Source organism: Thermosinus carboxydivorans Nor1, assembly GCF_000169155.1.
GTDB classification, from domain to species: domain Bacteria; phylum Bacillota; class Negativicutes; order Sporomusales; family Thermosinaceae; genus Thermosinus; species Thermosinus carboxydivorans.
Map to the genome: position 1 here is coordinate 25,116 of NZ_AAWL01000008.1, position 19,201 is coordinate 44,316.

A 19,201-nucleotide genomic window follows, 5' to 3' on the forward strand; every position below is an offset into this window, starting at 1 on the left:
GGAGGGAAAACAATGGCCAGAATTGACTACTCCAATCTTGATCTCAAAGAGAAAGTCGTATTTATAAACCGTGTTGCCAAGGTGGTAAAGGGTGGTCGGCGTTTCTCCTTCAGTGCGCTTGTCGTAGTTGGCGACGGCAACGGTTATGTCGGCGCCGGCCTGGGTAAAGCCGCCGAAGTGCCTGAAGCTATTCGCAAAGGTGTGGAAGACGCCAAGAAAAACCTGATTAAAGTGCCGATTGTTGGCACCACCATTCCCCATGAAGTTATCGGCGAATTCGGAGCAGGCAAAGTCCTTCTCAAACCCGCCTCCGAGGGTACTGGCGTTATCGCCGGCGGTCCTGTCCGCGCCGTTCTTGAACTGGCCGGTATTCATGACATCCTGACCAAGTCCTTAGGTTCATCTAACGCCAACAATATGGTGCGGGCCACGATCGAGGGCCTGAAGCAGCTCAAGCGGGCGGAAGACGTGGCGGCGCTCCGCGGAAAAACCGTCCAGGAACTTTTGGGCTAAGGAGGATTAGGTCATGGCAAAACTCAAAATTACACTCACCCGCAGCCTGATTGGCAGGCCTGAAGACCAGCGCGCTACCGTGCGGGCCCTGGGATTACGGAAGACCAACAGCTCGGTCATTCAAGACGATACTCCTGTTATTCGGGGCATGATCCGCAAAGTCGCGCATCTTGTTACGGTTGAAGAAGTACAAGAATAGATTAAGGAGGTGCGAACTATGAAATTACACGAACTGTCTCCTGCGCCTGGCTCTAAGCATAAACGCACCCGTGTCGGCCGTGGTCTGGGGTCGGGCCTCGGTAAAACTGCCGGCAGAGGCCATAAAGGTCAGAAAGCCCGCGCCGGCGGCGGTGTTCGTCCCGGTTTCGAAGGCGGCCAAATGCCCATTTACCGCCGGTTGCCGAAGCGCGGTTTCCACAATAAATTTGCTAAAGAATACGCAGAAGTCAATGTCAATCAACTTAACCGCTTTGAAAACGGCGCAGTAGTGGACCCGGTCGCTCTTGTCGAAGCAGGCATTTTGAAAAATGTTCGTGATGGTGTCCGCATTCTTGGCAATGGCGAACTAGAGAAGTCCCTCACCGTAAAGGCTCATGGCTTCACCAAGTCTGCGGTGCAAAAAATCGAAGCCGCTGGCGGAAAAGTTGAGGTGATCTAGGTGCTGTCGGCCCTGTCCAATGTACTCAAGATTACGGAACTAAGGCAGAAGGTGCTGTTTACTCTGGCGATGTTTCTCGTTTTCCGGGCCGGCACGCACATTCCCGTTCCTGGTGTCAATCCTGCCGTTATCGAACAGCTGTTCACCACAGGCAACCTTTTTGGGTTCCTGGACTTATTCTCTGGCGGTGCACTGAGCAAGTTTTCCGTATTCGCTATGAGTATCACGCCTTATATTAACGCGTCAATTATCATGCAACTGTTGACGGTCGTAGTGCCCAAGTTTGAGCAATGGGCGAAAGAAGGCGAAGAAGGACGGAAAAAGATCACCCAGGTTACCCGGTATGGTACGGTGCTGCTGGGCTTTATCCAGGCCCTCGGCATGGCTTACGGCTTAAAGGTGGCGATTATTAATCCGGGTATCGCCTCCATCCTTTTAATTGCCCTGACTCTGACGGCAGGAACAACCTTCCTGATGTGGCTGGGCGAGCAAATTACCGACAAAGGCATTGGTAATGGCATTTCCCTCATTATTTTTGCCGGTATTGTTTCCCGCCTGCCGAACGGGCTGTTTGTCATTTACCAGTACCTCAAAGCTGGGACCATTACGATTTTTAACGTTGCGTTGTTTGCGATTATCGCGGTGACAATGGTCGTGTTCGTAATCGCCATTTCGCAAGGTCAGCGCAAAATTCCCGTGCAGTATGCCAAGCGTGTGGTCGGCAACAGGATGTATGGCGGTCACCGCACCCACATCCCGCTGAGGGTTAATCAGGCGGGGGTTATTCCGATAATCTTTGCGTCATCCGTGCTCATGTTCCCGGTAACGATCGCCCAGTTTATAAATGTAGATTGGGTGAAAACGGTGGCTGGTTGGTTTGCGTGGGGCACGCCGCTGCAAACTACTCTGTACGCGCTGTTGATTATCTTTTTCACTTACTTCTATACTGCGGTTACCATGAACATCTCGGATATGGCAGAGAATATGAAAAAATACGGTGGTTTTATTCCGGGACTGCGACCGGGCAAACCGACTGCTGATTATCTGGACCGCATTATGACCCGTATTACCCTTGCCGGCGCCATCTTCCTTGCCATTATTGCCATCCTGCCCAACTTCGTGGTCTGGGCCACCAACATTCAAGGCGTGTATTTCGGCGGCACCGCCCTCCTGATTGTGGTTGGCGTCGCGCTGGACACGATGAAACAAATTGAAGCCCTGGTGTTGATGCGGCACTATCAAGGTTTCATGAAGTAGGAGGTTGGCCAGATTGCATATTTTGCTTATGGGCCCGCCTGGTGCGGGCAAAGGTACGCAAGCGGTCAAGCTTGTCGAAGCGTTTAACATTCCCCATATTTCCACCGGGGATATGTTCCGGGCGGCGGTGAAAGAAGGCACGCCGCTCGGCAAACAGGCGAAAGAGTATATGGATGCCGGACAGTTGGTCCCTGACAGCGTAACCATCGGCATTGTCAAAGAACGGCTGACCAAACCCGACTGTGAGCGCGGCTTCATTCTCGACGGTTTTCCCCGCACCCTCGACCAGGCTGATGCCTTGGACCGCACCCTCTGCGAACTGGGCATCCGGCTCGACCGGGTTATAAACATCAGTGTGCCAGCTGAGGAATTAGTTAGGCGGATGACGGGACGGCGCATCTGCCGCAGCTGCGGCGCCACCTATCATATTCATTTCAACCCGCCGGCCCAGGCGGGAATCTGTGATAAGTGCGGCGGCGAGCTGTATCAACGCGCCGATGACCAAGAACAAACGGTAACCAAGCGGTTAGCCGTGTACAGCGCCCAAACGCAGCCGTTGATTGAGTATTACCAGGATAAAGGGCTTTATACCGAAATCGACGGTCAGCAGGACATTGACAAAGTTTTTGCCGATATCGTAGCCAGCCTGCGGGGCGAGCAGGTATGATTATTCTTAAGTCCGACCGGGAACTTAACTATCTGCGCGATGCTGGCAAAGTCGTGGCCAAGACGCTGGCAGAAGTCAAGAAGGCGGTTAAACCGGACGTAACGACACTCGAACTGGACCGAATCGCCGAAGAATATATTAAAGGCTGTGGGGCTACCCCTGCTTTCAAGGGGTACCACGGCTTTCCCGGTAATATCTGCACTTCCGTGAACGAAGAGGTGGTGCACGGCATACCGGGATTAAGAAAACTTAAAAATGGGGATAATGTTAGTATTGACATCGGAGCGGTAATTAATGGATATTACGGCGATGCTGCCATTACCGTACCGGTGGGGGAAGTTGATGCCGAAGTGCAAAAACTTCTGGACGTGACCGAGGAAGCGTTATATAAAGGCATTGAGCAGGCTGTGGCGGGTAACCGTCTAAGCGATATCTCCCATGCCATTCAGAAACATGCCGAAGCGCACGGCTACGGTGTTGTGCGCGACTATGTCGGCCATGGCATCGGCAGGAACATGCATGAAGACCCGCAAATACCTAACTACGGCCCTCCTGGCCGCGGCCCGCGTCTAAAAGCAGGCATGACGCTGGCAATCGAACCGATGGTCAACATGGGGACGCATGAGGTGAAAGCCTTGGATGACGGCTGGACGGTTGTCACGCTTGACAGAAAACCGTCGGCGCATTTTGAACATACCGTTGCTATCCTGCCGGATGGACCGGAAATTTTGACAAAACTGTAAGGGGGACAATGGCCTGATGACAGCTGCAGGTACAATTCTCGGCCAAATCGTTGCGTCTACGTCCGGACGTGATGCGGGCCATGTTTATGTAGTCGTCGGGATTGTCCCGCCTAACTTCCTACTGTTGGCAGACGGCCGGGGCCGCCGTATCGCCAATCCCAAGAAGAAGAATGTCCGGCACGTCAAGCGCGTGCAGCCTGTTGTCACTCATCTTGCCGACAAATTTGCGAGCGGGGCCAAAGTCACCGATGAAGATTTGCGGCAAGCCCTCGCCACCATAGGTTCACCGGATAAACAGTGAGAGCGGACGAGGAGGGAGATGTCATGTCCAAGCAAGACGTTATAGAAGTAGAAGGTACGGTTATTGAAGCTCTGCCTAATGCGATGTTTCAGGTGCAATTGGAAAATGGGCATGTTGTTTTGGCGCATGTTTCCGGCAAAATCCGGATGAATTTTATCCGGATCCTTCCCGGAGACAGAGTGACGGTTGAGCTTACGCCTTACGACTTGAAACGGGGCCGCATCACCTATCGGTTCAAATAAGGTCATTTTACGGGCGCCAGACGCAAAAAGGAGGTTTAATTATGAAAGTCAGACCGTCGGTCAAGCCCATCTGTGAAAAATGCAAAGTCATTAAACGCAAAGGCCATGTCATGGTAATTTGCGAAAATCCCAAACATAAACAAAAGCAAGGCTAAGGGGGTGGACTATAAACTATGGCTCGTATTGCCGGGGTAGACTTACCGCGTGACAAACGCATCGAGATTGCTTTGACATACATTTATGGCATCGGTCTTACGCTTTCCCGGGAGATTTTGGCTGCCACCAAAATTAATCCCGATACCCGTGTGCGTGACTTGACAGAAGAGGAAATTTCCAAACTCCGTGAGACTATCGACAAGAATTATAAAGTCGAAGGCGACCTCCGCCGCGAAGAGCAGCTTAATATTAAGCGTCTCATTGAGATTGGCTGCTACCGGGGTAAACGGCATCGCGCCGGCCTGCCCGTCCGTGGCCAGCGTACCAAAACCAATGCGCGTACCCGCAAAGGTCCGAAGCGCACCGTTGCCGGCAAGAAGAAGTAGTAAGGGAGGGATAAAGCTTGGCTAACAAAAAAGTTGCCAGACCTAAAAGAAAAGAGCGTAAGAATATAGAGCATGGCGTAGCGCATATCCGCTCGACGTTTAATAATACAATCGTTACGATTACCGACAGCAAAGGGAACGCCGTTTCCTGGGCCAGCGCCGGCGCCCTTGGCTTTAAGGGCTCACGCAAGAGCACGCCTTTTGCTGCCCAAATGGCTGCTGAGCAAGCGGCCAAAGCCGCTATGGAGCATGGCATGAAACAAGTTGAGGTTTATGTAAAAGGACCGGGCGCTGGTCGCGAAGCTGCCATCCGTTCGCTGCAGGCCGCCGGGCTGGAAGTCAACCTGATTAAGGATGTGACTCCCATTCCTCACAATGGCTGCCGTCCGCCCAAGCGGAGAAGAGTATAAGATTTTGGGAGGTGTTGAACAAGAATGGCTCGTTATACAGGACCTGTTTGCAGACAATGCCGCCGCGAAGGTTTGAAACTGTACCTCAAAGGCGACAAGTGTTACAGTGATAAATGCCCCTTCTCCCGTCGGGGTTATGCGCCTGGTCAGCACGGCCAAGCCCGTAAGAAACTTTCTGAGTACGGCCTCCAGCTTCGGGAAAAACAAAAGGCCCGTCGGATTTATGGCATTTTGGAAGGACAATTCCGCAATTATTTCGAGAAGGCTGACCGGCAAAAAGGTATTACTGGCGAAAACCTGCTAATTATGCTGGAAAGACGCCTGGACAATGTAGTCTATCGTCTTGGTCTGGCGGCTAACCGTACCCAAGCCAGACAATTAGTGCGTCACGGCCATTTCACCGTGAACGGTCGCCGGGTGGATATTCCGTCGTTCCAAGTTAAAGTGGGCGACGTTATCCAAGTGCGTGAGTCCAGCAAAGACTCCCCCTTATTCAAAGAAATCGCCGAAGGGCTGGCCCACAAAACCGTTCCGGCCTGGCTCGAACTTTCGGCCAATGACATGAGCGGTAAAGTGGTACGCTACCCCACCCGCGAGGAAATCGATGTGCCCATCCAAGAGCATCTTATCGTCGAGTTGTACTCCAGATAACGCCACAGATGTTGGCAAGCAGGCAGCTTAACCATCACCCTCATATCGTGGGAATAGCGTAACTACCGATAGTTTGCGCAAAGAGGAGGGTTTTTCCCGGATGATCGAAATCGAAAAACCGAAGATCGAGATTGTGGAAATTAGTGAAGATAACCGGTATGGCAAAATTGTCTGGGAACCGCTGGAGCGGGGCTTTGGCATTACGCTAGGCAACAGTCTGCGCCGGGTACTCCTTTCATCGCTGCCCGGGGCGGCTGTTACTTCGGTCAAGATCGACGGTGTGCTTCACGAGTTTTCCACAATTCCCGGTGTTCGGGAAGACGTTACCGACATTATTCTCAACCTGAAAGAGCTGTGCCTGAAAATGCACAGCGATGAACCCAAGGTTTTGCGGATTGAGGCTCAGGGTGAGCGCGACGTTAAGGCCGGTGATATCATTACCGACGCTGATGTTGAAATTTTAAACCCCGAGCTGCACATCGCGACCCTCGATGCCAGTGGTTCGCTGAAAATGGAAATCACGGTAGAGCGCGGTCGCGGTTATGTACCGGCCGATAAGAATAAAAAGCCGGACCATGTTATTGGCGTCATCCCGGTCGATTCTATTTTCTCACCTGTCCTGCGGGTGAACTACACCGTGACCGATACCCGGGTCGGTAACGTCACCGATTACGATAAGCTGACGCTGGAAGTATGGACCGACGGCAGCATGCGGCCGGAAGAAGCGGTAAGCAAAGCTGCTGGCATCTTGGTGGCGCATCTGAAGTTATTCCAAAACATTACCGGTACGCCGGCGGAAGATGAGGCGGGCGACGGCCCGTTTGCCGAAACGCCGGAAGAGACCGGACCCAAGACAATGGAAATGACCATCGAGGATCTCGATCTCTCGGTCCGCTCTTACAATTGTTTGAAGCGGGCTGGCATAAACACGGTAGCAGAGCTCACGCAAAAGACGGAAGAAGAGATGATGAAAGTCCGCAACCTTGGCCGCAAATCGCTGGAAGAAGTAAAGAAGAAGCTGGAAGAACTCGGATTGTCGCTGGCTGAACCGGAAGAATAAAAAGGAGGGAAGAACATGGCCTATAGAAAGTTGGGACGTGATACAAGCGCCCGCCGTGCGCTACTGCGCAGCATCCTGACTTCCTTCTTTGCCCATGGTCGTATTGAAACGACAGAAGCAAAGGCTAAGGAAATCAGCGGCCTTGCTGATGAACTCATCACCTTGGCCAAGCGGGGCGACTTGCACGCCCGCCGTCAAGTTCTCGCATTTCTCTTGGACGAAGATGTGGTGAAAAAACTCTTTGACACTATTGCGCCCAAATATGCCGACCGTCAAGGTGGCTACACTCGCGTCCTCAAACTGGGGCCGCGCAAAGGCGATGCCGCGCCGATGGCCATTATTGAGTTAGTATAAATCCATAGCCTGATTTTGCAGCACAACGCGCTAGGGGCGGCCGCTTGGTCGCCCTTATGTTGTGATTGTCTGCTCCACCGCACAGGGGGAGTGTTATGGAGCACATCATTTACGCTGAAAACCTTAGCCATGTGTATACAGATGCGGACGAGGGCGAAGTGCGCGCCCTGGATAGCATTAATCTAACCGTCCGGCACGGCGAGTTTGTTGCCGTCATTGGCGCCAATGGCTCGGGCAAATCCACCCTCGCCAAACATTTTAACGCGCTACTCTTGCCGACCAGCGGACGCTGCCTGGTTGCCGGCATGGATACAAAGATGAGTGAACATCTCTGGGACATCCGGCAAACAGTGGGGATGGTCTTTCAAAACCCTGATAATCAGATTGTGGCCGCCATTGTCGAGGAAGACGTGGCATTCGGACCGGAAAACCTCGGTGTTGCACCGCCGGAAATTGCCCGCCGGGTAGCAGAGGCCCTAGCAGCGGTAGGGATGGAGGAATACCGTTATCACGCGCCCCATCTCCTCTCTGGTGGGCAAAAGCAGCGGATCGCCATTGCCGGGGTTCTGGCCATGCGGCCGCGCTGCCTGGTACTTGACGAACCTACCGCTATGCTTGACCCGCAGGGGCGGCAGGAGGTATTGGCGACGGTGCGCCGGCTGAATAAAGAAGAAGGGATCACTGTCGTCTACATTACTCACTTCATGGAAGAAGCGGTAACGGCTGACCGCGTAGTAGTGATGGAGCGGGGCCGAATTGTCATGGAAGGTCCGCCGCGGGCGATTTTCAGCCAGGTTGAGCGGCTGAAGGCCATCGGCCTTGACGTGCCGGTAGCAGCCGAAGTAGCCCATTATCTCCGCCGCAGCGGCGTGTCCGTGCCGGAGCAGGTTATTACTGATGACGAATTGGCGGTGGCATTATGTCGTTGACATTAAAGAATGTCACCTATACGTATATGGCAGGCACCCCTTATGAGCAAACGGCGCTTAAAAATATTTCCCTGGAAATTAACCGGGGGGAGTTTGTTGGTATCATTGGCCATACCGGCTCTGGCAAGTCTACCCTGGTGCAACATCTCAGCGGCCTATTGGCGCCTACGCAGGGGGAAGTGGCGCTTGACGGCGTGAGTTTGCATGCCAAAACGGACGCGGCCCGACAAGCGCGGCGCAAGGTAGGTTTGGTTTTTCAGTACCCGGAACATCAACTGTTCGAAGAAACAATTTACGACGATATTGCCTTCGGGCCGCGCAACCTGGGGCTGGCTGAGGAGGAAGTAGAGCAGCGGGTGCGGCGTGCTTTGGCCTTCGTCGGCCTGGATTATGAAACTTATGCGAGCCGTTCGCCCTTCCGCCTGAGCGGCGGCCAAATGCGGCGAGTCGCAATCGCTGGCGTCATTGCCCTCCAGCCCGAATTTCTCATCCTTGACGAACCGTCGGCCGGGCTGGATCCACGGGGCCGGGACGACATTTTTGGGCGCATCGTCGAGCTGCACCGGGCGACGGGGATAACCGTCATCCTCGTTTCCCACAATATGGAGGACGTGGCACGCATGGCGGGCCGGCTCCTGGTAATGGATCATGGCAAGGTAGTACTGGACGGGCCGCCCCTTGACCTATTTCGGGAGGGACGGGAAATACTACGGGCCGCCGGTGTCGACGTACCGCCGGTGACGGCGCTGCTTTTGGCGCTACGGCAGCGTGGCCTGCCTGTGGACGATACGGCGCTTACTCCCCAAGCGGCGGCGCGGGCCATTATTGCAGCCTGGAGGGAGAAAAAACCATGTTGAACGATATAACTATCGGTCAATATTTTCCGGGCCGGTCGCTGCTGCATCGCCTCGATCCCCGCACAAAGCTTATCGGCACGCTGTTATTTATTACCGCTATTTTTTTTGCCGAAAGCTATCTTGCTTATAGCATCCTTGCGCTGTGGACGGCTGCGCTGATTGTCGTGTCCGGTGTGCCTGTCCGGCTGGTGCTTAAGTCGCTTAAACCACTGTGGATTATTATTGTCTTAACTCTGGGTATTCATATTTTTACGACGCCGGGCAATGTTATTTATCAAATCGGCCCGCTAACGGCAACTAAGGAAGGCCTGCGGCAAGGACTACTAATGACGGCGCGGCTGGTATTTCTTATTGCCGTTTCCTCACTGCTCACTTTCACGACATCACCCATCGCCTTGACGGACGGTATTGAACGGCTGCTTGCTCCCTTCAAGCGCTTTGGCCTGCCGGCCCATGAACTGGCAATGATGATGACGATAGCGCTTCGCTTCATTCCAACGCTGCTGGAAGAGACGGACCGGATTATGAAGGCCCAGATGGCGCGGGGGGCCGATTTTGCTTCCGGTAATATCCTCCGGCGGGCGCAAAATATGGTGCCGCTCTTAGTGCCGCTTTTCATCAGCGCTTTCCGGCGGGCTGACGAACTAGCGACAGCAATGGAAGCGCGGTGCTATCGGGGCGGTCAGCACCGGACGCGCATGAAGGAGCTGCGCCTGGCGGGTCGTGATTATATCGCCCTTGTGTCGGTGGCGGCGCTGCTTGGTATTTTAGTCGTGCTGCGTTACTACTAGGAGGGAACGATGAACGATATGGCTGAGCAGCGCTATCTAAAACTGACGGTTGCCTATGACGGAACAGCCTATCACGGATTTCAGCGACAGGCCAATGCAATCACGGTGCAGCAAGTATTGGAAGAACGGCTGGCAACCATTTTCGGTCACCCGCTGAAAGTAACGGGGGCGGCCCGCACCGACGCCGGTGTGCATGCCTACGGTCAAGTTGTCGGTTTCGCCACATCCGGGACCATACCGGCGGCCAATATCGTCCGGGCCGCCAAAAGTGTATTGCCGCCCGACATTGTGGTCGTCAAGGCCGAAGAAGTGAGCGCCGATTTTCACGCCCGGTTTTCGGCCCGGAGCAAAATTTACCTGTACCGCATCTACAACGCTGCCGTAGCCGACCCATTTCGGCGCAATTACGCCTGGCATGTGACGCAGCCCTTGGATGAGGCAGCGATGGACACTGCCGTCCAAACTGTGGTGGGCACCCATGACTTTTCCGCTTTTCGGGCCGCCGGCGGTCCGCCGGTCAGCCCGGTACGAACCATATACGAGGCTGGCTGCACTCGTGAAGGCGACATGCTTGAATTTCGCTTTTGGGGCAACGGTTTTTTGTATCATATGGTGCGCAACTTGGTCGGCACGTTGGTGGATGTGGGCCTGGGACGGCTGACCAGGGACGGTTTTACCCGCATTTTGGCCGGGCGTGACCGTACCCGGGCGGGCATTACCGCGCCGCCGCAGGGCCTTTATCTCAAAGAAATTTTTTACTGAAAAGCGGCGGCAGACAAGGCGAAGTCCTTGACATTGACAAGCCCTTTTATTAAAATATGCTTATGAGATTTTTGCCATGATTCCTTAGCCCCGGAACTCATCGGATAAAAATCACGTCTTGTAGTTTTTAGGCAAGGAGGGACGCGCATGAAAACAACATACATGGCTAAACCAGCCGATGTGCAGCGCAAATGTATGTCATTGATGCAGAAGGTAAGACCCTTGGCAGACTGGCCGCTGAAGTGGCGAAAATCCTTCGCGGCAAACATAAACCTATCTATACTCCGCATGTGGATACCGGTGATCATGTCATCGTCGTTAATGCGGACAAAGTGGTACTGACCGGTAAAAAGCTCACGCAAAAAACCTACTTCCGTCATTCCGGTTATCCTGGCGGCACGACCTTTACGCCTGCCGGGAAGATGCTGGCGGAAAGGCCCGAACGGGTTATTGAACTCGCGGTCAAAGGCATGCTGCCCAAGAACCGTCTAGGCCGGCAAATGTATCGCAAGCTCAAGGTATATCGCGGCCCTGAGCACCCCCATGCAGCGCAACAACCGGAAAAGCTTGAAATCAACGTGAGATAGGCACCGGAAAGGAGGAACAGGAGATGGCACTGGTTCAATACTACGGCACCGGCCGCAGAAAAACCGCTGTTGCCCGCGTCCGGCTGATCCCCGGCGAAGGCAAAATCATAATTAACGGCCGTAATCTCAATGATTATTTTGGGCGCAAGACCCTTGAACTGATCGTAAAACAACCCCTCCACCTGACTGACACCCTTGGCAAATATGACGTTATCGCCCGGGTAAATGGGGGCGGCCCCAGCGGCCAAGCTGGCGCAGTCCGTCATGGCATTGCCCGCGCTTTGCTCAAAGTAGATGCCGATTTCCGTCCAGCGCTGAAAAAGGCCGGCTTCCTGACTCGCGACCCACGGGAAAAGGAACGCCGCAAGTATGGTCTCAAAAAGGCCCGCAAGGCGCCCCAATTCTCCAAACGTTAATATTTTGTTTGGCGCAAGCAGAGCCCGAAAAGGTTTATCCTTTTCGGGCTCTTTTGGATTATTCATGCTGCAACAGCAGGAAAATAGCGGTAAGAGTTTAATTTATTAATAAATTTTAATTGGAGAATAGGACAGGAGGCATCTTCATGAAAAAATGACAGCATCGGTATTGGCCGCGCTAATTTTTGCGACGGCGGGAACGGCGTTTGCTAACCTGGACGATACGCGCGCTACCATTGCCGCACGCTACAGCGAATACCGGCTGGTGATTGACACCGATAATCAGCTCTGGACCAAAGCGGAGTGGGAAGCAACCGGCCATAAGAAAGCCAAAGCCGCTTCCTTTTTGCATGCCTTTGAGCGTCAGGGGCTACATATTCAGATGGAAGTGCAGTATGAAAATAATAGTCCCGCCGCCTTGGTCAAAGCCCAACGTTTTACTCCCGACATGGCGATCAAAGTTAAAGATTTCAAGTACTATTTTCCCGAAATCTATGAGCTGATCGTTTCCCCAAAGGCTGAGGCTTTTGCTACCTACCGCGAACTTACTCGTAACTTCCAGGAAGCTAAATCGCCGGTGACCATGGGCGTGGTGGTAAAAACGCCGCCGGCGCCGGGAAAAGGGGGCTATTACACCCTAATCGCCTTTAACGTACAAGACGAAGGCCGGTTACTTAAAGATGCAAAGTATATTAATGAAAATACCTATATTCGCGAGTTTACCATTGAGCGGGTTTTCCGCTCTGCTGCCCAGGAAGCTTTTGGTAATGGCGACTGGGTGCCAATAAAAAAATATTTTTAGAATTAATCCCGGGATTTTTGCCCGGGATTTTGCCTAGGTTAACGCTAGCGAACCAGGCGGAGCGGTTGGCGCTTGGCTTCCTCGGCCTGGTTAGGACCAATATAACCCTGTTTGACCATGACGGCCAGGACTACTGCCTGGCGCTGTTTGGCAGCGGTTAAGTTTTCGTAGGGCGAATATACCGACGGCGCGTTGGGTAGGCCGGCCAGCAGAGCGCATTCGGCCAGATTGAGATTCGCCGGCTCTTTGCCAAAGTAAACACGGGCGGCGTCCTGGATGCCATAAGCGCCGGCGCCAAAATAGATGGTATTGAGGTACATTTCAAGGATCTCTTCTTTGGAGTAGTGCAGTTCCATGTCGACCGCCAGGATTATTTCTTCCAATTTGCGGCCGACGGACTGCTCTTGCGACAGGAAAAGGTTCTTCACCAACTGCTGGGTAATTGTGCTGCCGCCTTCACGCACTTCGCCAGCCTGGAGGTTGACAAGGGCCGCGCGGAGGATGCCCTCAATATCGAAACCAAAGTGCCGGTAATAACGGCTGTCTTCCACGGCAATGACGGCCTGCTGGAGTGGCAGAGGAATATCAGCCAGTTTGACATAGCGCTTTTTGTCCAGCCTAGCTTCAACGGCGCTTTTTAAGGCAACGAGACGGTACAGGCGGTCCCAGGCGCCGGTTGCGTCGTGGCCTACCGCGAGCACCTTTTCCACAGACAGAGAATAGGGTTTAACGATGCTGCTGCCGCCGGCCCACCAAAAGGCGGCTAAGAATAACAAAAGTAGAAAAGCAAGAAAACGCCCTGTCCGCATGATTATCTCCTCCGCTATTATTGTAGCCCAACTTGTTCCCCTTTGGCTATACTTACCATGTCAGTGGCCGACATACCTGGCGGCGACGCGGCATAACGATTTAAGGATAGCATAAGCGGGAGGGGTTTGGTATGCGCATTTTCGCAATTCGGCGGCGTCTGATGCTCGCGGTCATGTTCAGCGTTGCGGTGGTAGTTCTTAATCTGCTGACCATACGGTATTTGGCGGCCGAAGATTGGGAAAATGTTAATTTGTGGGCGCTGGCCGGCCACAAAATTGCCGTTGACCCGGGCCATGGCGGTGTTGACAACGGGGCGAGCGGCAACGGGGTCGTGGAAAAAGAGGTAACACTCGCTATCGCTTTGAAATTGGCCGATATTTTGCGGCGGTATGGCGCCGAGGTTGTGCTGACCCGCGACAGCGATACCGACTATTATACCCGCGGCAAGGGCGGCAAACGCAATGACCTCCTTACCCGGGTGGAAATGATTAATAGTTCAGGGGCCGAAGTATTTATCAGCATCCATGTCAATTCCATCCGGGGCTCGGCAGCATGGTCGGGAGCGCAGGTTTTCTACAGCCCCAATCTGGTAGCCAACAAGCCGCTGGCCGAACTTGTCCAGCGCGCGCTGAAAAGTTTTCCGCCCGGAAACAAGCACCAAGCCAAGCAGGATAAGGACATCCTGATATTGAATCGCACCAATATTCCCGGCGTGCTGGTTGAGACAGGCTTTCTCAGCAACCCGGGCGAGGCGGCGCGTCTTGTAGATGCCGCTTACCAGCAAAAACTGGCAGAACATATTGCCAAGGCACTGGCGCATCATTTCAGCCAAAATGTGGGAAGATAAAAACGCTTGTAAAGCACCGAAAGGGGAGTGGTGTCATGCATAAACTGGTTGGCTGCGCCCTTATGCCCCATCCGCCGATTATGGTGCCGGAAGTGGGTAAGGGGGAATTGGCCCGCATTAAAGCGACGGTGGCGGCGGCGGAAAAGGCGGCCCAAACGCTGAAAGATGCAAATCCGCAGACCGTGGTGCTAATTTCGCCGCACGGACCGGTCTTTGAAGATGCCGCCAGCATCAGTATTCATCCCCGAATGAAGGGAAGTCTGGCGACTTTTGGCGCGCCGGATGCGGTCGTCGCCTTTGAAACGGATGGCCTTTTAGTCCGTTACATCCTGAAAAAATGCGAACGCCTCGGCGTTAATGTGGTGGAGCTTACCGACGATGTGGCCAAGATGTACCGGCTCAGTCTACAGCTTGACCATGGCGCCGTTGTCCCGCTCTATTATTTGCAAAAAGCCGGGTTTAAAGGCCAGTTGGTCCATCTGTCAATGGGCATGTTGCCTTATGAGGAGATGTATACCTTCGGCAAAGCCGTGCAGGCGGCGATTGGCATAGTGGACAAGCGGGTAGCCGTCATTGCTTCCGGCGACTTGTCGCACCGGCTTACGTCCGATGCTCCGGCCGGGTACAGCCCGTACGGTGCCCAATTTGACCAGGCGGTGGTTGCAGCATTGAAAAATATGGATGTCAAAGCCCTGCTCAACCTTGACCGCGGCCTTATCGAAGAGGCCGGAGAATGCGGCCTGCGGCCTATCTTCTTTCTCATGGGCGTGATGGGGGGACTCGATATGACAGCCGACGTGCTGTCCTACGAGGGCCCGTTCGGGGTGGGCTACGCCGTAGCCTTGTTTACTCCTAATGAAAGCAGGGGGGAATAAAGATGCCGGAAGAAAGTGCGCCGGTAGCACTGGCGCGAAAGAGTTTGGAATACTATCTGCAGCATGGGCGCCCAATGCCTGAACCGGCCGACATGCCAGCTGAGCTGCGCGGTCAGGCGGGCGTCTTCGTGTCGCTAAAAAAGCGGGGCGAGCTGCGTGGCTGCATTGGTACTTTTGTTCCGACGCAGCCTACCATTGCCGCCGAAATTATTCAAAATGCCATCAGTGCCGGAACGGGTGACCCCCGGTTCTGGCCGGTTGAGCTTGACGAACTGCCCGAGCTTGATATTTCGGTCGATATTTTGTCAGAGCCGGAACGGGTGGACAGTTTGGCTGAGTTAGACCCGCACAAATATGGCGTAATTGTCCGGCGGGGACGTCGCAGCGGCCTATTGCTGCCGATGCTGGAAGGGGTCGATACGGTGGAAGAACAAGTGGCCATTGCCATGCAAAAAGCAGGGATTAAGCCGGGCGAAGAAATCGAGCTCTACCGGTTTACCGTAACCCGGTACAAGTAGGTTATTGGCATGCGGGAAGCGCTGTATTATGAAGCTCATCCCAGCGGCGTCGCCTGCCGGTTGTGCCCGAAGCAGTGCATTATACCCGCCGGACGGACCGGCTTTTGCCGTGTAAGGAAAAATATTGGCGGCAAACTGTATACTGCCAATTACGCATGCGTTTCGTCATATGCCTTAGATCCAATTGAAAAAAAGCCGCTTTATCACTTCTATCCGGGCAGTATGATTTTTTCCATCGGTACCTGGGGTTGCAACTTTGCCTGCCAATTTTGCCAGAACTGGGAAATTGCGCAAGCAACTCCTGCGACACTCGAACTGGCGCCGGAGAAAACGGTGGCCATGGCCGTGCGGGCTGGACACGGCAATATCGGTATTGCTTATACTTACTCCGAGCCCAGCGTGTGGTATGAATATATTTTCGATACCGCTCAGGCGGCGCGTGCGGCAGGGCTCAAAAATGTATTGGTAACCAACGGCTTTATCAATCCTGAACCCCTACGCCGCCTTTTACCCTATATTGATGCCATGAACATTGATGTGAAAGCCTTTAACAGTGAGTTTTACCACCGAGTATGCACCGGGGAATTGGCCCATGTAAAACGCACGGTAGAATTGGCCGCTGCGTCCTGTCATGTGGAGATTACAACGCTCATTGTTCCGGGACTTAATGACCAGGAGGAAGAACTGGCCGAATTGGCCAAGTGGCTGGGGGGTATCAGTAAAGATATACCGCTGCACTTTTCCCGTTACTTTCCCCGGTATAAAATGACGGCGCCGCCAACGCCGCTGACGACTCTCCGGCGCGCCTATGAACTGGCCAGGCAGTATTTGCATTATGTCTATCTGGGGAATATCGGTGACAGCGGTATAAATACACACTGCCCTGTCTGCGGTAAGTTGGTGATTGACCGCCAGCAGCGGGATAGTCACCTTACATCCGATAAAAAGTGCCCCCAATGCGGGAGCATGATTGCCATTATTGGCGAGTTCTTCTTCTAGAAGATCTCTTTTTTAGAAAGTATAAGTTTATAACCGCGGGGATATAGACAATAAATTGGCGCAACACAGCATGAAAACCGATTTTTAACCACGGAGAACACAGAGGCGCGTATTCATCGCGCTAAAGATTAAAGTAAAAAAAATATACCTCCGCGTCCTCTGCGGTTCTATATATTCCGTTTTGAAGTTGCCATTTTCGGAGTAGGCGCGTATGCGCTTTTTTATTTTCGTTAGCTGGAAAAAAGTATTGAATTAATATGCGGAATGAATGTATAATTATAAATAAACCGACACGGGAGGTCAGCATATGAAGGTCAGTATTATTGGGGCAACCGGTTATACCGGTGAAGAACTGCTACGAATTTTGGCCAACCATCCGGCGGCCGAAATTAAATACCTTACCTCAGAAAGTCAGACAGGGACGGAGGTAGACAGCATATATCCCCATTTAAACCGCTTTTATAACCAGGCACTGGTAAGTATGGCCGACTTGGATAAAATTGTCGCCGCAAGCGATGTTTTATTTATCGCCCTGCCTCATGGCCATGCCATGGAGATAGGGAAGAAGGTAAGCGGCCAGGGCGTCAAAGTGATTGATTTAGGCTCTGACTATCGATTTAAAGATATAACCGTTTATGAGAAATGGTATAAAATACCCCACGTTCATCCCGATGCCAAAGCCGTATATGGCCTGACAGAACTGTATCGCGACGCGGTGCGTACGGCCGATATAGTCGGTAATCCCGGCTGCTACACGACGGCCAGCATCTTAGCTTTGGCGCCGCTTGTTAAAAATAAGCTGATTGACCTGACCTCCATTGTTGTTGATGCCAAATCCGGCATATCGGGAGCAGGTCGGGGGTTAAATTTAACCCACCATCTACCGGAGGCATTTGAAAATGTTAAGGCTTATAACATTGCTGGTCATCGCCATACGCCGGAAATCGAACAGGCTTTGTCTGAATTAGCCGGCAGCCAGGTGTTAATCAGTTTTACGCCCCATCTTATTCCTATGTCACGGGGAATACTAAGCACCTGCTATGCCCGCCTCCTTGACGGGGTAACGGCTAACATGGTTGACGAGGCGTTCCATGACTTATACGGGCAGGAGTACTTCATCCGCCTATTGGGCCGGGGTGGTTATCCGGCCACCAAGAATACCCGGGGCTCGAATTTCTGCGACCTTGGTTGGCATATCGATACCCGCACCGGCCGGGTTATCGCGGTAGCGGCTATTGACAACCTGGTCAAAGGTGCGGCCGGTCAGGCCGTTCAAAACATGAATGTCATGTTTGGGTTTGAGGAGCAAACCGGCCTGACCCAGGCGCCGCTTTATCCATAGCATTTTAGTATTATTCACTATCACGCGCGATTAAATGGAGGCGATTATATGTTAAAAGAAATAAATGGAGGAATTACCGCCCCCAAGGGGTTCATGGCTGCCGGCGTAAAGGCGGGCATTAAAAAGAGCGGCAAAGAGGACATCGCCCTTATTTACAGCAAAACACCGGCTAGTGTTGCCGCCATGTTTACTACCAATGCCATGGCTGCCGCCCCGGTTATTGTGTCCCGCCAGGCGGTAAAGCACGGGACAGCCCGGGCGATTGTCGTCAACTCCGGCTGTGCCAATGCCTGCACCGGGCCGCAAGGGCTTGCCAATGCACGGGCAATGGCGGAGTTAACGGCAACGGTGCTGGGTGTAGCCACTCACGAGGTTTTGGTGGCGTCGACCGGTATCATCGGCGTTCAGCTGCCGATGGATAAAATAGCGGCCGGCATTAAACAGGCGGCGGCCGAGTTGTCAGAAACCGGCCATGAAAAAGCGTTGCAGGCCATTATGACGACAGATACTTTCCCTAAATCTTGTGCATATGAGTTTATGCTCAGCGGCGTACCGGTACGCATCGCCGGCATGGCGAAAGGGGCAGGCATGATCCATCCCAATATGGCGACCATGCTGGCCTTTGTTACAACCGATGCGGCAGTTGCCGCGCCTGTATTGAAAAACGCATTATCCGAGGCCGTAAATCTTTCCTTCAACATGATTTCGGTTGACGGTGACACCAGTACTAACGATATGGTGAGCGTGCTGGCCAACGGCCAGGCCGGCGCTCCGGTGATCGATACCGTTGATAGCGAGGAATATCGCATTTTTGCTGACGCGTTAAAGGCCGTCTGCACCAATTTAGCGAAACAAATCGTTCGCGACGGCGAAGGGGCGACCAAATTTCTCGAGATTACCGTAACCGGCGCTGAAACCTTTTCGCAAGCGAAACAGGCAGCGATGGCCGTAGCGAAATCGCCGCTGGTGAAAACGGCGTTTTTCGGGGAGGATCCCAACTGGGGCCGGATTCTGTGTGCTGTCGGCTATTCGGGGGTACCGGTAAAAAGCGAAAAAACAGCGCTGGCGATCGGCGGCATTTCCGTCGTTAGAAGCGGTATGGCGACCAGCTTTGACGAGCAGGCTTTAAGAAAAGTAATGAGCGCGCGGGATATTGCCATTGAAATTGACTTGGGTTTAGGTCCGGCGGCGGCCACGGTTTGGACTTGTGACTTTTCATACGAGTATGTAAAAATCAACGGCGAGTATCATACTTAAGCCGGAAAGGA

General features: G+C 53.3%; 27 protein-coding genes and 1 pseudogene. 27 read left to right on the plus strand and 1 reads right to left on the minus strand.

Annotation, left to right across the window (positions count from 1 at the left end; genetic code table 11):
- Positions 1–12: 12 nt before the first annotated feature.
- The 21 genes and pseudogenes from rpsE (at position 13) to TCARDRAFT_RS07240 (ending at position 12,542) form a co-directional block, all read left to right on the plus strand.
- Positions 13–513 (plus strand): 30S ribosomal protein S5, encoded by a 501-nt coding sequence (gene rpsE / locus TCARDRAFT_RS07140; RefSeq protein ID WP_007289321.1) that lies wholly within the window; start codon positions 13–15, stop codon positions 511–513.
- A gap of 13 nt (positions 514–526) precedes the next feature.
- A complete protein-coding gene (gene rpmD / locus TCARDRAFT_RS07145; RefSeq protein ID WP_007289408.1) occupies positions 527–712 on the plus strand; it encodes a 50S ribosomal protein L30 in 186 nt (61 codons plus the stop codon).
- A gap of 18 nt (positions 713–730) precedes the next feature.
- Positions 731–1,171: a 50S ribosomal protein L15 gene (gene rplO, locus TCARDRAFT_RS07150; RefSeq protein ID WP_007289322.1), complete on the plus strand. Its 441-nt coding sequence runs from the start codon at positions 731–733 to the stop codon at positions 1,169–1,171.
- Positions 1,172–2,428, plus strand: a complete 1,257-nt coding sequence (gene secY, locus TCARDRAFT_RS07155) for a preprotein translocase subunit SecY (RefSeq protein WP_007289323.1) — start codon at positions 1,172–1,174, stop codon at positions 2,426–2,428.
- A 13-nt stretch (positions 2,429–2,441) separates the two neighbouring features.
- A complete protein-coding gene (locus TCARDRAFT_RS07160; protein ID WP_007289324.1) occupies positions 2,442–3,095 on the plus strand; it encodes an adenylate kinase in 654 nt (217 codons plus the stop codon).
- A complete protein-coding gene (gene map / locus TCARDRAFT_RS07165; protein WP_007289325.1) occupies positions 3,092–3,838 on the plus strand; it encodes a type I methionyl aminopeptidase in 747 nt (248 codons plus the stop codon). The genes TCARDRAFT_RS07160 and map overlap by 4 nt, the downstream gene beginning before the upstream one ends.
- A gap of 16 nt (positions 3,839–3,854) precedes the next feature.
- Positions 3,855–4,139 (plus strand): KOW domain-containing RNA-binding protein, encoded by a 285-nt coding sequence (locus TCARDRAFT_RS07170; protein ID WP_007289409.1) that lies wholly within the window; start codon positions 3,855–3,857, stop codon positions 4,137–4,139.
- A gap of 23 nt (positions 4,140–4,162) precedes the next feature.
- Complete coding sequence (gene infA / locus TCARDRAFT_RS07175) at positions 4,163–4,381, plus strand: translation initiation factor IF-1 (RefSeq protein ID WP_007289326.1); 219 nt, start codon at positions 4,163–4,165, stop codon at positions 4,379–4,381.
- A gap of 41 nt (positions 4,382–4,422) precedes the next feature.
- On the plus strand, positions 4,423–4,536 hold the full coding sequence (rpmJ, locus tag TCARDRAFT_RS07180; RefSeq protein WP_004092858.1) for a 50S ribosomal protein L36: 114 nt from the start codon (positions 4,423–4,425) through the stop codon (positions 4,534–4,536).
- An 18-nt stretch (positions 4,537–4,554) separates the two neighbouring features.
- Entirely contained in the window at positions 4,555–4,923 is a 369-nt protein-coding gene (rpsM, locus tag TCARDRAFT_RS07185; RefSeq protein ID WP_007289327.1) for a 30S ribosomal protein S13, read from the plus strand.
- Between the two features lie 17 nt (positions 4,924–4,940).
- Positions 4,941–5,333 carry a 30S ribosomal protein S11 gene (gene rpsK, locus TCARDRAFT_RS07190; protein ID WP_007289328.1) on the plus strand — a complete coding sequence of 131 codons (393 nt, stop codon included), beginning with the start codon at positions 4,941–4,943 and terminating at the stop codon, positions 5,331–5,333.
- 24 nt (positions 5,334–5,357) lie between these two features.
- Entirely contained in the window at positions 5,358–5,984 is a 627-nt protein-coding gene (gene rpsD, locus TCARDRAFT_RS07195) for a 30S ribosomal protein S4 (RefSeq protein ID WP_007289329.1), read from the plus strand.
- 100 nt (positions 5,985–6,084) lie between these two features.
- Complete coding sequence (locus TCARDRAFT_RS07200; protein ID WP_007289330.1) at positions 6,085–7,044, plus strand: DNA-directed RNA polymerase subunit alpha; 960 nt, start codon at positions 6,085–6,087, stop codon at positions 7,042–7,044.
- Positions 7,045–7,059: 15 nt separating this feature from the next.
- Positions 7,060–7,398: a 50S ribosomal protein L17 gene (gene rplQ / locus TCARDRAFT_RS07205; protein WP_007289331.1), complete on the plus strand. Its 339-nt coding sequence runs from the start codon at positions 7,060–7,062 to the stop codon at positions 7,396–7,398.
- Positions 7,399–7,493: 95 nt separating this feature from the next.
- Positions 7,494–8,327, plus strand: coding sequence for an energy-coupling factor transporter ATPase (locus TCARDRAFT_RS07210; RefSeq protein ID WP_007289332.1), 834 nt, complete (start codon positions 7,494–7,496; stop codon positions 8,325–8,327).
- A complete protein-coding gene (locus TCARDRAFT_RS07215) occupies positions 8,318–9,184 on the plus strand; it encodes an energy-coupling factor transporter ATPase (protein WP_007289333.1) in 867 nt (288 codons plus the stop codon). Before TCARDRAFT_RS07210 ends, TCARDRAFT_RS07215 begins: the two co-directional genes overlap by 10 nt.
- Positions 9,178–9,975 (plus strand): energy-coupling factor transporter transmembrane component T family protein, encoded by a 798-nt coding sequence (locus TCARDRAFT_RS07220; protein WP_007289334.1) that lies wholly within the window; start codon positions 9,178–9,180, stop codon positions 9,973–9,975. The genes TCARDRAFT_RS07215 and TCARDRAFT_RS07220 overlap by 7 nt, the downstream gene beginning before the upstream one ends.
- A 9-nt stretch (positions 9,976–9,984) precedes the next feature.
- A complete protein-coding gene (gene truA, locus TCARDRAFT_RS07225; protein WP_007289335.1) occupies positions 9,985–10,737 on the plus strand; it encodes a tRNA pseudouridine(38-40) synthase TruA in 753 nt (250 codons plus the stop codon).
- A 147-nt stretch (positions 10,738–10,884) separates the two neighbouring features.
- Positions 10,885–11,324, plus strand: a pseudogene (gene rplM, locus TCARDRAFT_RS07230) (50S ribosomal protein L13).
- A 23-nt stretch (positions 11,325–11,347) separates the two neighbouring features.
- Positions 11,348–11,740: a 30S ribosomal protein S9 gene (rpsI, locus tag TCARDRAFT_RS07235; RefSeq protein ID WP_007289337.1), complete on the plus strand. Its 393-nt coding sequence runs from the start codon at positions 11,348–11,350 to the stop codon at positions 11,738–11,740.
- Between the two features lie 154 nt (positions 11,741–11,894).
- Positions 11,895–12,542 carry a hypothetical protein gene (locus TCARDRAFT_RS07240; RefSeq protein ID WP_007289338.1) on the plus strand — a complete coding sequence of 216 codons (648 nt, stop codon included), beginning with the start codon at positions 11,895–11,897 and terminating at the stop codon, positions 12,540–12,542.
- A 44-nt stretch (positions 12,543–12,586) separates the two neighbouring features.
- Here TCARDRAFT_RS07240 and TCARDRAFT_RS07245 read toward each other — a convergent pair whose 3' ends face one another.
- Positions 12,587–13,351 (minus strand): transglycosylase domain-containing protein, encoded by a 765-nt coding sequence (locus TCARDRAFT_RS07245; RefSeq protein ID WP_007289339.1) that lies wholly within the window; start codon positions 13,349–13,351, stop codon positions 12,587–12,589.
- Positions 13,352–13,482: 131 nt separating this feature from the next.
- Here TCARDRAFT_RS07245 and TCARDRAFT_RS07250 point away from each other — a divergent pair, with 131 nt between their 5' ends.
- The 6 genes from TCARDRAFT_RS07250 (at position 13,483) to argJ (ending at position 19,190) form a co-directional block, all read left to right on the plus strand.
- A complete protein-coding gene (locus TCARDRAFT_RS07250; protein ID WP_007289340.1) occupies positions 13,483–14,199 on the plus strand; it encodes an N-acetylmuramoyl-L-alanine amidase in 717 nt (238 codons plus the stop codon).
- Positions 14,200–14,234: 35 nt separating this feature from the next.
- Positions 14,235–15,074, plus strand: a complete 840-nt coding sequence (gene amrB / locus TCARDRAFT_RS07255) for an AmmeMemoRadiSam system protein B (RefSeq protein ID WP_007289341.1) — start codon at positions 14,235–14,237, stop codon at positions 15,072–15,074.
- 2 nt (positions 15,075–15,076) lie between these two features.
- A complete protein-coding gene (gene amrA / locus TCARDRAFT_RS07260; RefSeq protein ID WP_007289342.1) occupies positions 15,077–15,592 on the plus strand; it encodes an AmmeMemoRadiSam system protein A in 516 nt (171 codons plus the stop codon).
- A 9-nt stretch (positions 15,593–15,601) separates the two neighbouring features.
- Positions 15,602–16,591, plus strand: coding sequence for an AmmeMemoRadiSam system radical SAM enzyme (gene amrS, locus TCARDRAFT_RS07265; RefSeq protein WP_007289343.1), 990 nt, complete (start codon positions 15,602–15,604; stop codon positions 16,589–16,591).
- Positions 16,592–16,898: 307 nt separating this feature from the next.
- Positions 16,899–17,933 carry an N-acetyl-gamma-glutamyl-phosphate reductase gene (gene argC / locus TCARDRAFT_RS07270; protein ID WP_007289344.1) on the plus strand — a complete coding sequence of 345 codons (1,035 nt, stop codon included), beginning with the start codon at positions 16,899–16,901 and terminating at the stop codon, positions 17,931–17,933.
- Between the two features lie 48 nt (positions 17,934–17,981).
- Positions 17,982–19,190, plus strand: a complete 1,209-nt coding sequence (gene argJ / locus TCARDRAFT_RS07275; protein WP_007289345.1) for a bifunctional glutamate N-acetyltransferase/amino-acid acetyltransferase ArgJ — start codon at positions 17,982–17,984, stop codon at positions 19,188–19,190.
- The last annotated feature ends 11 nt before the right edge of the window (positions 19,191–19,201 follow it).